General features: G+C 71.0%; 14 protein-coding genes. 9 read left to right on the top strand and 5 right to left on the bottom strand.

Going from position 1 to position 14421, the window contains the following annotated elements; genetic code table 11:
* The first annotated feature begins 135 nt into the window (after positions 1-135).
* From htpX to OEIGOIKO_RS20185, 3 genes are all read left to right on the top strand, one after another.
* Complete coding sequence (htpX, locus tag OEIGOIKO_RS20195; RefSeq protein ID WP_031006719.1) at positions 136-1035, top strand: zinc metalloprotease HtpX; 900 nt, start codon at positions 136-138, stop codon at positions 1033-1035.
* A gap of 280 nt (positions 1036-1315) precedes the next feature.
* Positions 1316-1888, top strand: a complete 573-nt coding sequence (gene pspAB, locus OEIGOIKO_RS20190) for a PspA-associated protein PspAB (RefSeq protein WP_125055237.1) — start codon at positions 1316-1318, stop codon at positions 1886-1888.
* Positions 1889-1984: 96 nt separating this feature from the next.
* Positions 1985-2722 carry a TetR/AcrR family transcriptional regulator gene (locus OEIGOIKO_RS20185; RefSeq protein WP_125055236.1) on the top strand — a complete coding sequence of 246 codons (738 nt, stop codon included), beginning with the start codon at positions 1985-1987 and terminating at the stop codon, positions 2720-2722.
* 53 nt (positions 2723-2775) lie between these two features.
* On the opposite strand, the gene OEIGOIKO_RS20180 is transcribed toward OEIGOIKO_RS20185, so the two are convergent.
* Positions 2776-3468, bottom strand: a complete 693-nt coding sequence (locus OEIGOIKO_RS20180) for a PadR family transcriptional regulator (protein ID WP_125055235.1) — start codon at positions 3466-3468, stop codon at positions 2776-2778.
* A 117-nt stretch (positions 3469-3585) separates the two neighbouring features.
* Here OEIGOIKO_RS20180 and OEIGOIKO_RS20175 point away from each other — a divergent pair, with 117 nt between their 5' ends.
* The 3 genes from OEIGOIKO_RS20175 (at position 3586) to OEIGOIKO_RS20165 (ending at position 6066) form a co-directional block, all read left to right on the top strand.
* The gene (locus tag OEIGOIKO_RS20175; RefSeq protein WP_125055234.1) at positions 3586-4176 is read left to right on the top strand and encodes a hypothetical protein; all 591 of its coding nucleotides are present in this window, start codon (positions 3586-3588) and stop codon (positions 4174-4176) included.
* Positions 4173-5537, top strand: coding sequence for a carotenoid oxygenase family protein (locus OEIGOIKO_RS20170; RefSeq protein WP_125055233.1), 1365 nt, complete (start codon positions 4173-4175; stop codon positions 5535-5537). The genes OEIGOIKO_RS20175 and OEIGOIKO_RS20170 overlap by 4 nt, the downstream gene beginning before the upstream one ends.
* 223 nt (positions 5538-5760) lie before the next feature.
* A complete protein-coding gene (locus tag OEIGOIKO_RS20165; RefSeq protein WP_125055232.1) occupies positions 5761-6066 on the top strand; it encodes a hypothetical protein in 306 nt (101 codons plus the stop codon).
* Positions 6067-6091: 25 nt separating this feature from the next.
* On the opposite strand, the gene OEIGOIKO_RS20160 is transcribed toward OEIGOIKO_RS20165, so the two are convergent.
* The 4 genes from OEIGOIKO_RS20160 to OEIGOIKO_RS20145 form a co-directional block, all read right to left on the bottom strand.
* Positions 6092-7192, bottom strand: coding sequence for a MerR family transcriptional regulator (locus tag OEIGOIKO_RS20160; RefSeq protein ID WP_125055231.1), 1101 nt, complete (start codon positions 7190-7192; stop codon positions 6092-6094).
* Positions 7193-7203: 11 nt separating this feature from the next.
* Entirely contained in the window at positions 7204-8127 is a 924-nt protein-coding gene (locus tag OEIGOIKO_RS20155; RefSeq protein WP_125055230.1) for a metal-dependent hydrolase, read from the bottom strand.
* 225 nt (positions 8128-8352) lie between these two features.
* Positions 8353-10179, bottom strand: a complete 1827-nt coding sequence (locus tag OEIGOIKO_RS20150) for an SDR family oxidoreductase (RefSeq protein WP_246177438.1) — start codon at positions 10177-10179, stop codon at positions 8353-8355.
* Positions 10176-10970, bottom strand: coding sequence for a M24 family metallopeptidase (locus OEIGOIKO_RS20145; RefSeq protein ID WP_246177437.1), 795 nt, complete (start codon positions 10968-10970; stop codon positions 10176-10178). The genes OEIGOIKO_RS20150 and OEIGOIKO_RS20145 overlap by 4 nt, the downstream gene beginning before the upstream one ends.
* Positions 10971-11451: 481 nt before the next feature.
* Between OEIGOIKO_RS20145 and OEIGOIKO_RS20140 the strand changes: the two genes are divergently transcribed.
* The 3 genes from OEIGOIKO_RS20140 to OEIGOIKO_RS20130 all read left to right on the top strand — a co-directional run bounded on the left by OEIGOIKO_RS20140 (position 11452) and on the right by OEIGOIKO_RS20130 (position 14417).
* Positions 11452-12531 (top strand): ABC transporter ATP-binding protein, encoded by a 1080-nt coding sequence (locus OEIGOIKO_RS20140; RefSeq protein WP_170251775.1) that lies wholly within the window; start codon positions 11452-11454, stop codon positions 12529-12531.
* Positions 12521-13432 carry an ABC transporter permease gene (locus OEIGOIKO_RS20135; protein ID WP_125055228.1) on the top strand — a complete coding sequence of 304 codons (912 nt, stop codon included), beginning with the start codon at positions 12521-12523 and terminating at the stop codon, positions 13430-13432. The genes OEIGOIKO_RS20140 and OEIGOIKO_RS20135 overlap by 11 nt, the downstream gene beginning before the upstream one ends.
* A 73-nt stretch (positions 13433-13505) precedes the next feature.
* Positions 13506-14417 (top strand): ABC transporter ATP-binding protein, encoded by a 912-nt coding sequence (locus tag OEIGOIKO_RS20130; protein ID WP_125055227.1) that lies wholly within the window; start codon positions 13506-13508, stop codon positions 14415-14417.
* The last annotated feature ends 4 nt before the right edge of the window (positions 14418-14421 follow it).

Raw genomic sequence — 14421 nt, 5'->3', positions numbered from 1 at the left:
TCGGGGCGAATCCATGGCCTGCGTTTTACGCCGTAACGGGTGGACAAGAGGGAGAATCGGGTCAGAGGCGCCGGAACGGTTCCTCGGACGGACTCTGCGGACTCTGCGGACTCTGCGGTGTGGAGGACTGAGAGCATGGCACGGACCCGATTCGCCCCCGACCGCGGCCTGACGTCACGCATGGTCACGACCATGTTCTTCATCGGCCTGCTGTACGTGGTCGTGGTGGGCGCGCTGGTGGTGCTCCTCAAGGGCGCGTGGATCGTGGTGCTGCTGATCTCGGGCGCCATGTTCGTCGCACAGTTCTGGTTCAGCGACCGGATCGCCGCCTTCAGCATGGGGGCGCGTGAGGTCACTCCGGAGCAGGCACCGGAACTGCACGGCGCTGTCGACCGGCTGTGCGCCCTCGCGGACATGCCCAAACCGCGCGTGGCCGTCGCGGAATCCGACGTACCGAACGCCTTCGCGACCGGCCGCAACCAGAAGAACGCGATGGTGTGCGCGACCACCGGCCTGCTGCGGCGGCTGGAGCCGGAGGAGCTGGAAGGAGTCCTCGCGCACGAGCTGTCGCATGTCGCGCACCGCGATGTCGCGGTCATGACGATCGCCTCGTTCCTGGGCGTACTGGCCGGGATCATCACGCGCGCGGCCCTGTGGAGCGGCGTCGGCCGCAACAGCCGGGACAACAACGCGGCGATCGCCGTCCTGGTCGTCACGCTGGTCAGCGCCGTGGTCTACGCCGTCAGCTTCCTGCTCACCCGCCTGCTGTCCCGCTACCGGGAGCTGTCCGCCGACCGGGCCGCGGCCATCCTGACCGGGCGCCCGTCGGCGCTGGCCGCCGCGCTCACCAAGGTCACCGGTCAGATGGCGCAGATCCCGACGCGGGACCTGCGCAAGGCCGAACCGTTCAACGCGTTCTTCTTCGCGCCGGCGTTCTCGAAGGAGAGCTTCGGGCGACTGCTGTCCTCGCACCCGACGCTGGAGCAGCGGCTGGAGCAGCTGGGGCGGATCTCGGCGCAGCTGGGGCGGCCGTAGGGGCGACTGTGGAGGTGGTCTTGGAGGTGATCCTGGAGGGGGTGCGTAGGGCGGTCGTAGAGGCAGGCGTAGCGGCAGACAGAGGCAGGCGTAGGGGGAGAGCGCCGTCACCTTGCGCCCGCCGGAAGACGGATCGCAAGCAGATCAGACGGATCGCAGAAGGTCCGCAGTCGGGCCGCAGTCAGGGCGCGGTCGGGGCGCAGTCGGGGCGCGGTCGGGGCGCAGTCGGGCCGGAAACGGTCCGCAGTCGGGACACAGACGGATCAAGGAGAGCCACCGCATGGGATTTCTGGACGCCATCCTCGGACGCAGCAAGCCGGTACGTCCCGACCTCGACCGGCTGTTCGCGCTTCCCTCCGCGGCCGTCACCCTCCAGGCCGCGGCCGGGTTCCGGCCCACCGGCCTGGGATCGGTGTGCTTCGCGAGCGTCGAGGGCGGCGCGTTCCGCGGCATCCAGGAGGAGGTGCGCGACCTTCTGGGCCGACCGGCCGAGTTCAGCCAGGACGAGTACGGCTACTCGTGGATGCTCGCGCGGCACGGGCCGGAGGACATTGCGGGGTTGGTTAACGATCTGCACACGGTCAACAGTTCCCTGGAGAGCGCCGGGTTCGGCCCGCAACTGCTGTGTTCCCTGATGGGCTTCCGGGACGACCGTGGCAGGCCGCTCGCGCTGGTCTACCTCTACAAGCGCGGTACGTTCTACCCGTTCGCGCCGCTGACAGGCCCGGAAGGGGCCGCCGAAAAGCGCGACAACGCCCTGGAGCTGGAGATCCGGGCCGTGCTCGCCGACGACTTGGAGACCGAGCCGGATCTGAGCCGGTGGTTCCCGGTCTGGGGTGCGCCCGGGTTGTGACGGGCTGACCGTGCCCGCGCGGGGACGGCTGGTCCCTGGCTGGCCTTTTCGGTGGCTGGTTCCGGCACCGGGCGGTCGCTCGCGTACGTTGGCGGCATGGCTGAGGCAGTGGAGACGGCGGGCGTGCCGGGCAGGCGCCGCCGTGCGCCCGGGATGAGCGCCGACGAGCGCCGCTCGATGATCGTGAAGGCCGCGTTGCCGTTGGTGGCTGAGTACGGCGCGGGCGTGACCACGGCGAAGGTGGCGCGCGCGGCGGGCATCGGTGAGGCGACGATCTTCCGTGTCTTCGAGGACAAGGAGGCGCTGCTGGCGGCCTGTGTGGCCGAAGCCCTCCGCCCCGACGCTCTGCTCGCCTCCCTGGCCGCCGTCCCCTTGCACCGGCCCCTCGCGGAGCGGCTGGTCGAGGCGCTGGACGCGATGCGGGAGCACCTGTCCCGTATCGGTGCGGTGATCGGTGCGCTACACGCGACGGGGCACCTGCGGGGGTGTGAAGCGCCAAGGGCGGGTGGGCCGGGCTCGGAACCGGGACTGGCCTCGGAACCGGGACCGGTTTCGAAACCGGAACCGGCCTCGGAACCGGGGGCGGCCTCGTCCCCGTCCGTGCCCGGCAGCCGCGAGGAGGCGCTGGCGGCTCCACTGGCAGCGGTAGCCGCCCTGTTCGAGCCCGAGCGGGACCGTTTGCGGGTGGCGCCGGAGGCCCTGGCCAGGGTCTTCCTGACGCTGAGCCGGGCCTCGGCGGTGGAGGCGGGGGACGAGGAGCGCATGCTGGGGGCGCTCAGCCCGCGAGAGTTGGTGGACCTCTTCCTGCACGGCGCGCTCGGGGACGAACGCTAGGCCGTGGGCTTACGGGGCCCGTCCGTATCCCTGTTCAGGCACCTGCCACGGATCTACCGCTGGAGCTTCTTGGCCCGCTCTCGACCTTGCACACGCTCCTGAATTGGTTCCTGTTCACTTTCCCGGCCCCGGTTTCGGTCCCGGTTTCGGTTTCGGTCCTGCTCCGGCTCGTGATCCGGGCCCTGTTCCCCGGCCGGTGCCCCGGCTGCTTCCCTGTTCCGGCGGGCCTGGTCCGAAGTGATCTCTGCGGCCGCCCAGTTGGCCCATTCCTCCATCATGGCGGTCTGGCGCAGACCGAATTCCAGGGCGATGCGCCCGTAGACCGCGATCATTTCGCCCTTCCAGTCGCCGGCGTCGGCCAAGGCCCGGTAGTCGGCGTGCGCGCGGGCGGACCGTTCGGCCTGTTGCAGAAGGTACGTACGGGCTTCCAGCGGTGTCAGGGCGCCGAGGAAGAAGACACGCAGCAGGCCGTCGTGACGCTGCGGTCCGACAGGCTCCACCTCCGTGAGCCAGTGGTGGAGTTCGGCCATGCCGGCCTTGGTGATGGCGTACTCCTTGCGGCCCCGGGGGCCGTGCGAGGCCACCTCGATCAGGTCGGCCGCGGTGAGTTTGTTCAGCTCACCGTAGACCTGGCTCTGGGTGGCCGGCCACACGTGCGCGAGCGACAGGTCGAACGTCTTCATCAAGTCGTAACCGCTGGCGGGTGATGCGGCCAGCAGGCCCAGAACGGCGTGGCGGAGGCTCATGTCCGTCACTTTACCTTCCAGTCTTGACACGTCAAAGGAGAACCCTCTAGCTTCGACATGTCGAAGTTGGAATGTCGCTGGAAGGCCGGGGCAGCCCGGTCGGGGGAGTCGAGAGTCATGACCTTCTTGCGGGGGTTCTTTCCGTGGATCGCCTACGGAGCTGTGGCCTGGGCGTCTTGGCAGTGGGCCGCGCTGCTGGCCCTGGTGATCGGCTGCGCGGTGCTCTACGCGGACCGTGCCGAGGGGCTGTCGCCGTCGTTCCGGGTGCTGGAGTACGGCAGCCTGGTGTTCTTCGCCGGCATCACGGTCCTGGCCTTCGTCCGGCCGGACAGCGGTCTGCGGACCTACGACGGAGCCCTGTCCTCGGGCTGGCTGGCACTGGTCACCTGGGGATCGATGGCCGCCCGTCGGCCCTTCACGCTCGCGATAGCCCGCCGGAAGGCGCCGCCCGAGGTGTGGCGTACCCGGCTGTTCCTGCGGATCAATTACGTGCTCAGCGCGGCCTGGGCGGCATCCTTCACGTTCGCTGCGGCAGGGCAGGCCCTGGTCACGGGCTACGGGCTCGGACTGACCGCGATGATCTCCATCCATCTCAGCGCCTTCGTCATCCCGTTGCGTTTCACCGCGAGCTACCCGGAGCGTGCGCGAGCGCGCTTCCTGGAGAAGGCCGGCGGACACCCTTACGTACAGGAGGCCCAGCCCGCATGACGACGACAAACGTCCCCGGATCCGCCGTCCCGGCGTCCGGCTCCGAAGACACACCGCCCCCGCACCTGGCGGGGAACTTCGCCCCGGTGCCCAAGGAACTCACCACGCACGAGCTGCCGGTCACCGGCGCGATACCGCCCGAGCTGACGGGCTGGTACCTGCGCAACGGCCCCAACCCGCGGGACGCCGCGTCGGTGCACTGGTTCTTCGGTGACGGCATGGTCCACGGCGTCCGCCTGGAAGGCGGCAAGGCCGTCTCGTACCGCAACCGCTGGGTCCGCACCTCGGCCTTCACCGACGGTGCAGCGGTCCGGGACCGGGAGGGGCGTCCCGACCTGACCGCCGGTGTCGCCAACACCCACGTGGTCCACCACGCGGGCCGCACCCTCGCCCTGGTCGAGTCGTCCTTCCCGTACGAACTCGACTGCCGGCCGGGGCACGAGCTGGAGACCATCGGCCCGTACGACTTCGACGGCCGGCTGACCACCGCCATGACCGCTCACCCCAAGACCTGCCCGACCACGGGAGAGCTGCACTTCTTCGGCTACGGCGTTCCGGAGCCGCCGTTTCTGACCTACCACCGTGCGGACGCCTCCGGCGCGCTGGTGGTGAGCCGCCCCGTCGAGGTGGGGGCGTCCACGATGATGCACGACTTCCACCTGACGGCCGGGCACGTCGTCTTCATGGACCTCCCGCTCGTCTACGACCACGGGACTCCCGGCTTGCCGTACGTATGGGACGCGGAGTACGGCGCCCGGCTCGGTGTGCTGCGCCGCGACGATCCGCACGGTGACGTCCGCTGGTTCACCATCGACCCCTGCTACGTCTTCCACTCCCTGAACGCGTACGACGACGGCCCGGGGCGCATCGTCCTCTACGTCTGCCGCTACCCGGCGCCGGAGCTGAAGTCGCTGCCCACGCTGTGGCGGTGGACCATCGACCTCGCCGCGGACAAGGTCGTCGAGGAGCAGGTGGACGACCAGTCGGGCGAGTTCCCGCGCATGGACGACCGGCTGGCGGGGCTGGACGCCAGGTTCGGGCACATCACGCGGAGCGGGGGCCCCGGCGCCGGCCCCACGCCGAGCGCGGTGATCCGCTACGACCTGCACACCGGCACCAGTGCCCGGTACGACTTCGGCCCCGGCCGGACCCCCGCCGAGGCCGCCTTCGCTCCGGCGGACGACCGGCCCGGCGGCCCCGGGTGGTTGCTCACCTACGTGCATGACGCGGCGAGCGACACCAGCGATCTTGTGATCCTCGACGCGGAGGACATAGCCAAGGGGCCGGTGGCCACGGTCCACCTGCCCCAGCGGGTGCCCTTCGGGTTCCACGGGAACTGGCTACCGGACCCGGTCCAGTAGGGAGGCAGCGAGTCGCGCCCGGCCCCGAGTGGCTGCGCCTGAATGGCGGCCGGGGGTGCGGCGGTATCGGATGAGGGGGTTCACCTCGGTCGACGCAGCCGGGACGGCTTCGGGTGCCACATCCCGACGAGGCCCGACTGCCGCATCCGGGCGATGTCCACGAAGACGGCCGGGCCCGGGCCCGGAAGCTTCCGGCCGGCTCCAGACGAGGAAAGAAGCCCCCATGCGTGTACGTACCGCCGACACCCTCGGCGCACTGTTCCTGGCCGCCGCGGCCACCTTGCTCATCACCGGCCCGGCCACGGCCGACAGCCACGACGGCTGGATCGGCCGGACAGGGCCGGTGGACGATCTCGGCCGCCCAGGCCACGTCGGGCGCGACGCAGGACGCGACGCAGGCAGGGACGGTCGGAACACCGGCGCGGTGACCATCGGCAAGCACACCTACGCACCGTCCGCCGCGACACACAACTGGGGAGGGAACAACTGGAACAGCAAGGTCGTCTTTGGAGCCCTGAGGCTCGATTGAGGTGGTCCCGGCGAGGGGCCGGCGGTCAGCGGGGCGGAGTGCGGCGGGCTGCCAGCTCGTCCATGGTGCGGGCATGGACCTCGCGTCGGGTGGCGGCGGTGATGAAGGCTGCCACGTTCTCTCGGCCGACCAAGTCGCGTACGGCGCGTACGGCATCGGCGGGGAGCGCGATCACGGTGGCGTCGGCGTCGGCGTCGGCATCGGTGGAGGCGTCGACGGTGGGAGCGGTGGGAGCGGGGGCGGCCTCGGGGGCGGTGGTGCCGGTGTTGGTATCGGTGGAGTGAGGTGCTGGGGAGCGGGCTGGCTCGGGGGCTACGGCCTGCCCCGCCCTCGGACCGCACAATCCGCTGCCGCTGCCGCTGCCGCTGCCGCTGTCGTTGCTGATGTCGCCGAGATGGTGATGGATGTAGCGGGTGGCCATGGTGCGCATGGCGCGGGCGAGTTCGGCGTCGACGGTTTGCTGAGCGAGGGGGCGCAAGCGGCGTACGAGGCCAGCGGCCTCGGTGGCCTCTGCTTCGGTGGGCTGGTGGTCGAGGTAGGGGTGAAAGACGTACTCGGTGGTGAAGTCGAGGAAGCGGGCCGCAATGTGCTCGACCTGGCCGCGGAGTTCGCGCAGATGGCCGGAGATGGCCGTGAGGGGGACGCCGGCGCTGTGCAGCTCGGCGGCTACGGCCAGCTCCTGAGGACTGGGGACACGGAAGACGTCGCCACTGCCGGGGAGGCGTTCCAGGACGCCCAGTTCGACTGCGTCCGCCAGGGCTTCTTCGTCCGGTGAGCCGCCGAACGCGGCGTCCAGCTCCTCACGCGTGATGCGGGCCGCCTCCTCGTCGCTCCATGGGCCGTCGATCTCGGCGACCAGGCCGAGGACGCCGCCGAGGCCGCGTCCGGTGTCCCAGGCCTCCAGGAGTTCCTTGATGCTGGCGAGGGTGTAACCGCGGTCGAGCAGGTCGGCGGTGCGGCGCAGCCGCTCCAGGTGCTCGTCGCCGTAGACGTTGGCCCGGCCGCGGCGTTCCGGCTTGGGCAGGAGGCCGCGGTCCTGGTAGGCGCGGATGGTGCGGACCGAGGTGCCGCTGATGTGGGCCAGATCCTCGATGCGGTACTCGGCCGGCGGCGACTGGTCGGTCAATGCGGTGCTCCTTACGAGATGGCCGCGCGGCCCACCGCGCCCGCTGCGGCGCGGGCGGCTGGGGAGGACACCAGGTAGTCGACGGCCTTGCGCAGCGAGCCTTCCTGCGAGGGATGGTACGACCGCTTCAGGTAGCGCGGTACGGCGGTGCCCAGCTCGCGCCAGGTCGGCAGGAGCTGCGCGCGCACGGCCCGGTTGTGCGCGCGCAGGGAGTACCGCAGGCGCCCGGCCAGCTGCGGGTCGTGGCGTATGAGGTAGGCGGCGCCCCAGGCCCACAGGTAGAGGAGGACGGGGGCGGTGACGGCCATGCCCAGGACGCGGCGGGCGTACCGGGGCAGGCTCTCGCCGCCGGTGTGCTCATACATGTCGAAGGCCACGGCGCGGTGCTCGACCTCTTCCGCGCCGTGCCAGCGCAGCAGGTCGAGCATGACCGGGTCGGGGCCGGCCCGGTCCAGCCCCTCGGCGTGCAGCACCCAGTTGCCGAGGACGGCGGTGAACTGCTCTATGGCGGCTATGAGGGAGAGCCGGAAGCGCAGCCACTCCTGGGTGGGGACGGGGGCGGCGAACGGCGGCCGTTCGCCGAGGAGGTGTTCGAAGAGGAAGTCGACGTGCTTCGTGTAGGGGGCGGTGTCCAGGCCCTGGTGGGCGAGGTGTTCCAGGACGTATGCGTGCTGGACGCTGTGGGTGGCCTCCTGCCCCATGAAGCCTTTGACGTCCTTGAGCAGCGCGGGGTCGCGGACCAGCGGCAGGGCTTCCTTGAAGACCTTGACGAACCAGCGTTCTCCCGCGGGCAGCAGGAGGTGCAGGACGTTGATGACGTGGGTGGCGGTGGGCTCGTCCGGTATCCAGTGCAGCGGGGTCTCGCGCCAGTCGAACGTGACCCGGCGGGGTGCGATCGTGTGGCGCTCCTCCGGTTCGGTGGGGTTCGTACTCACGCTGTGCTCCTGACGTAAGACGTAAGACGTGAGGGGAGAAGGGGAGAGAGCGAGTGGGAGGGGTGTGGGGGAGGGGCCGGGGCGGTGGTGCGACCGCCCCGGCACGCGTTCGTCTTGAGGGGCGCCCGCTGCGGCATGTGTTCGCCTGGGGGTGCGGTCGCGCCGGCCTCTGTCTGCGCCTGGGCGTGCGGCAGCGCCGACTTGTCCGCGCCTTGGCGCGCGTCCTCACACGGGCGGGTCGAGACGGGCCAGTGCGCGTAGCGCGCGGGGGGTGAAGCGGGACATCAGGTGGGCGCCGCGTGCCTCGGGCGTGACGGGGACGACCGCTGCGTTGCGGACGACCGCGCGCAGGATCGCGTCGGCGACCTTCTCCGGCGGATAGTTGCGCAGCCCGTACGCGCGGGCCACCTTGGCCTGGCGGCGCTTCTCCTCGTCCGCCGAGACGCCCGTGAAGCGGGCCGTCGTGGTGATGTTCGTGTTCACGATGCCGGGGCAGACGGCCGTGACGCCGATGCCCTGGCCGGCCAGTTCGGCGCGCAGGCTCTCGCTGAGCATGAGGACCGCCGCCTTCGACGCGCCGTAGGCGGACAGGATCTTCGACGGCTGGAAGGCCGCCGCCGAGGCGGTGTTGACGATGTGGCCGCCCTGGCCGCGCTCGGCCATCTGCCGGCCGAAGAGCCGGCAGCCGTGGATGACGCCCCAGAGATTGACGTCCAGGACCTTCCTCCAGTCCTCGGTGGTCGTGCTGAGGAAGGAGCCGGACAGGCCGATGCCGGCGTTGTTGACCAGCACGTCGACGGTGCCGTACTCGGCGGCGACCTTGTCGGCCAGCTTCTCCATGGCGGCCTCGTCCGAGACGTCCACCGTCTCGGCCCACGCCTGCGGGGCGCCGACCAGCCGCGCCAGGTCGGCCGTACGGGCCGCTCCCTCGGCGTCCCGGTCGACGGCGACGACGCGTGCACCCGCCTCGGCGAACGCGAACGCGGTGGCCCGCCCTATGCCGCTGGCGGCGCCGGTGACCAGCACCAGCTGCCCGCCGAACCGGTCGGCGTACGGACCGGCGGCGACGTTCTCCCTGGCCGGGTCGCCCTCCTCCTTGGACGTCACGAATTCGGTGATCCAGGAGACCAGTTGGTCGGGCCGGGTGCGCGGCACCCAGTGCTTGGCCGGGAGGGTGCGCCGGACCAGCTGCGGCACCCAGCGTTCGAGGTCGTCGTAGAGCCGCTGGGACAGGAAGGCGTCCCCGGTGGGCGTGATGAGCTGCACCGGGCAGTGGGCGTAGGCGTCGGCGCGCGGGCGGCGCAGCCGGGCGCGGACGTTGTCGCGGTAGAGCCATGCGCCGTGGGCGGCGTCCGTGGGCAGGGACGCCGTCGGGTAGTCGCCCGCGGGTATCTTCTCCACCCGCTGGAGGATCTTCGGCCAGCGCTTGCCGAGCGGCCCCTTCCAGGCCAGCTCGGGCAGGACCGGGGTGTGCAGCATGTAGACGTACCAGGATTTGACGCCCTGGTTGAGCAGTTGTGCCGCGCGGCGCGGGGTGGGGCGGGCGGCGCGCTTCTTGATCCAGTGGCCGAAGTGGTCCAGTGACGGGCCGGACATCGAGGTGAAGGAGGCGATCCGGCCTTCCGTGTGCCGGGCCGTCGCGAACTCCCAGGCCTGCACCGAGCCCCAGTCGTGGCCGACCACGTGGACCGGGCGGTCCGGGCTCACCGCCTCCGCCACGGCGAGGAAGTCGTCGGTCAGCTTCTCCAGCGTGAAGCCGCCGCGCAGCGGTCTGGGCGCGGTGGACCGGCCGCAGCCCCGGACGTCGTACAGCACCACGTGGAAGCGGCCGGCCAGACCGCGGGCCACCTCCGACCACACTTCCTTGCTGTCCGGATAGCCGTGCACCAGCACCACCGTGGGGTGCGTGGTGTCGCCCAGTTCGGCGACGCACAGCTCCACCCCGCCCGTACGGACCCAGCGCTCCCGGGCACCGTCCAGCCCGGCTCCAGCTCCGGCTCCGGCTCCAGCCCCAGCTCCAGCACCGGTCCCGTCTCCTGTCGTCCTGCTCATGCGGCCTTCTCCTCCTGCCAGCGCCGCACGTGCGGCAGATCGTCGTCCAGCCAAAAGGCGCTCTCCTGCGGGTCGGCGGAGTCCGTCACGACGAGGATCTCCTCGAACTTCGCGCCCGTGCCCCGGAATCCGAGGTGTGGTTCGACCGCCCACAGTCCCGGCTGCGGCGGGTGGTCGGAGAACTTGTACGGGCTCCACAGCGGCGACCAGCCGTCCCGGTGGCCGTGCAGCGCGTCCGAGGCCAGGCCCTTGAGCGCCTGCGTACCGAACCCGAAGACCGTGGGTGACCAGCGGCGTTCCTTGACCCGGTCGATCTTGTGGGCGATCACGCCGAAGGGGTAGGCACGGTGCCGGTTCGCATGCCCCTGGCGGATCATGAGCCGCTCGACGTCCTCGTAGATCTCACGCAGCGGGCGGCGTTCGCGCACCTCGCGCAGGATCAGTTCGCGATGCGCTTCGAGGTCGGCCAGCAGCCGGTCGTGCACGGGATTGAGCCCGAGGCACCCGGAGTAGCCGATGTCGGCCGTGCGGCCGCGGTGGACCGGCGCCATGTCGAGGATGAAGGCCATCCCGGGCTCCAGGCGCCGATTGGTGGGGAAGAACTGCAGCGGTATACGGAAGTTCGTGAACGCCGTACGGTCGCCGAACCAGGCGAAGGGGAGGTGGAACCAGTCCCGTACACCACGCTCGTGCAGCCAGTCGCGCTGCATCCGCGCCGCTTCCCGCTCCGTCACGCCCGGTCTGAGCTGCGCGGCGACCGCCTCGGCGCAGTCGTAAGCAAGGCGCTGCACCTCTCTGAACCCCCGCAGCTCCGCGGTGAGTTCACGCGCCCCGCCGGCCCTGCCGACCCCGCCGGTCCCGGCCGCGCCACCGTTCCCCCCGGCCGCCCCGCCGCCCCTCCGGGCCGCTGCGGCCCCTGTCGCTGAGGTCATCGCCAACCGTCCGTCCCGTATGCCGTTCATCGCGGTACGTGCCCGTAACTTGACACTGATGAATGTGACAATGCTCGGCGGCGACGTCAAGGGGTCGGTACGGGCCTGTGGAAAACCTGCGGGAGACACCCGGCAGCCGGCCGTGCGAAGCGATCAAGGATCAAGGATCAAGGATCAAGCTTGACGAGCACCCGGGCCACCGCACGTACCCCCGCCCCGCCCCCGACCCCCATGAGCCGAAAGCCGGACCTCCCCTACGGGCCCCTCCACCTGTGGTCGGAGGCCGATCCAGCCGCCAGGTCTGACGACCGGTGTGGTGAGCGCCACTACCGTCGTGGACGTGACTGTGATCGTGACCGAAAGCCTGAGCAAGCGGTACCCGAGGGTGACCGCGCTGGACCGGCTCACCGTTGACATCGGCCCGGGCGTGACCGGCCTGGTGGGGGCGAACGGTGCCGGCAAGTCCACCCTGATCAAGCTGCTGCTGGGCCTCGCCCCGGCCAGCGAGGGGTCCGCGACCGTCCTCGGCCTCGACGTGGCCAGGGAGGGCGGCGCCATCCGGGAGCGCGTCGGCTACATGCCGGAGCACGACTGCCTGCCGCCCGACGTCTCGGCCACCGAGTTCGTCGTCCACATGGCGCGCATGTCGGGCCTGCCGCCGACCGCGGCCCGTGAGCGCACCGCCGACACGCTGCGGCACGTCGGCCTCTACGAGGAGCGCTACCGCCCCATCGGCGGCTATTCGACGGGTATGAAGCAGCGCGTCAAGCTGGCCCAGGCGCTGGTCCACGACCCGCAGCTGGTCTTCCTGGACGAGCCGACCAACGGCCTGGACCCGGTCGGCCGCGACGAGATGCTCGGCCTGATCCGCCGCGTGCACACCGAATTCGGCATATCGGTCCTGGTCACCTCGCATCTCCTCGGCGAACTGGAGCGCACCTGCGACCACGTCGTCGTCATCGACGGCGGCCGGCTGCTGCGCTCCTCCTCGACCGACGACTTCACCCAGCTCACCGCCTCCCTCGCGGTCGAGGTCACGGACACCGACGAGCACCCCGACGGCACGGCGTCGCTGCGCTCGGCCCTGACCCGTGCCGGTGCCGCGGTGACCACCGCGGCCCCCGGCTCGGAGAGCGGCGCCTCCGCCGCCCACGTGCTGTACGTGGAGGCCACCGGCGAAGAGACGTACGACCTGGTGCGCGACACCGTCGCGGGCCTCGGCCTCGGCCTGGTCCGCATGGAGCAGCGCAGGCACCGCATCTCCGAGGTCTTCCGGAGCGACGACGCGGCGACCGCGGGCGCCCCGGAGGCATCGGGCCCGCAGCCCGCCGCGCCCCGCCCCACCGCCCCCGCGACGACCGCTTCCGCGACGACCGCCCACCGAGCCACCAAGGACGGAGGCGCCCCCGATGCCGCCTGAGACCAGGAACCCCGCCACCGCCGGAGCGGCGCAGGACGTCATCCACGACATCGGCTACCGCCACTTCGACGGCCCCCGCCTGGGCCGCGCCTACGCGCGCCGCTCGCTGTTCTCGCAGAGCCTGCGCGGTGCCTACGGGCTCGGCCGCTCGGCGAAGTCCAAGGTCCTGCCGATGCTGCTGTTCGCCGTCATGTGCCTGCCCGCGGGCATCATGGTGGCGGTCGCGGTGTTCACGAAGATGAACGACCTGCCGGTGGCGTACACCCGGTACGCGATCTTCCTCCAGGCGGTCATCGGCCTCTACCTGGCCGCCCAGGCACCGCAGTCCGTCTCCCGCGACCTGCGCTTCAAGACCGTCCCGCTGTACTTCTCGCGCCCGATCGAGCGGGTCGACTACGTGGTGGCGAAGTTCGCGGCCATGGCCGGTGCGCTGTTCATCCTGACCGCCGCGCCGCTGCTGATCCTCTACATCGGCGCGCTGCTGGCCAAGATGGACTTCGTCGACCAGACCAGGGGGATGGCCCAGGGCCTGGTGTCGGTGGCACTGCTGTCCCTCCTCTTCGCCGGTGTCGGCCTGCTGATCTCCGCGCTGACCCCGCGCCGCGGCTTCGGTGTGGCGGCCGTCATCGCCGCGCTGACGATCCCGTACGCCGCGGTGAGCGCCGTCCAGGGCATCGCCGCCGTACAGGGCCAGGAAGGGGTCGTGGGCTGGCTCGCCCTGTTCTCGCCCGTCACCCTGATCGACAGCGTGCAGGCGACGTTCCTCGGCGGCACCGCGTCCTTCCCCGACGAGGTCCAGCCGTCCACCGCCGCTGGGCTGGTGGCCCTCCTGGTCACCCTGGTCGCCGTCGCGGGCTCGTACGCCCTGCTGATGCGCCGCTACCGGAAGGCCGGCCTGTGACCGCCCGCCCCGCGCCCCCGGAGGCGCACCCGACGATGCCCGCCATCAGCTCCCGGAGGAACGGGCCGCGCCCATGACGACCATCCAGATCGACCATGTCTCCCGTTGGTTCGGCAACGTGGTTGCCGTCAACGACATCACCATGACCATCGGGCCCGGTGTCACCGGCCTCCTCGGCCCGAACGGCGCGGGCAAGTCCACCCTGATCAACATGATGGGCGGCTTCCTGGCCCCGTCCGGCGGGTCCGTCACCCTCGACGGCCGTGCCATCTGGCGCAACGAACGCATATACCGCGACATCGGCATCGTGCCGGAGCGCGAGGCGATGTACGACTTCCTCACCGGCCGCGAGTTCGTCGTCGCCAACGCCGAACTGCACGGCCTGGGGAAGGGCGCCGCGCGCCGCGCGCTGGCCACCGTCGAGATGGAGTACGCGCAGGACCGCAAGATCTCCACGTACAGCAAGGGCATGCGCCAGCGCGTGAAGATGGCGTCCGCGCTGGTCCACGAACCGTCCGTACTGCTGCTGGACGAGCCGTTCAACGGCATGGACCCACGCCAGCGGATGCAGCTCATGGAACTGCTGCGGCGGATGGGCGACGAGGGCCGTACGGTGCTGTTCTCCTCCCACATCCTCGAAGAGGTCGAACAGCTCGCCTCGCACATCGAGGTGGTGGTGGCCGGACGGCACGCCGCGTCCGGCGACTTCCGCAAGATCCGCCGCCTGATGACGGACCGCCCGCACCGCTACCTCGTCCGTTCCGACGACGACCGCGCGCTGGCCGCCGCCCTGATCGCCGACCCCTCCACGGCCGGCATCGAGGTGGACCTCCAGGAGGGCGCGCTGCGCGTCCAGGCCGTCGACTTCCCCCGCTTCACCGCCCTGCTGCCGCGCGTCGCCCGCGACCACGGCATCCGCCTCCTGACGGTCTCGCCCTCCGACGAGTCCCTGGAATCGGTCTTCTCCTACCTCGTCGCGGCCTGAAAGG

This window comes from Streptomyces paromomycinus, assembly GCF_003865155.1.
In the GTDB taxonomy this organism is placed as follows: domain Bacteria; phylum Actinomycetota; class Actinomycetes; order Streptomycetales; family Streptomycetaceae; genus Streptomyces; species Streptomyces chrestomyceticus.
The sequence above is the reverse complement of the archived record's forward strand: the minus strand, read 5'-3'. Positions and strand labels throughout refer to the sequence as shown.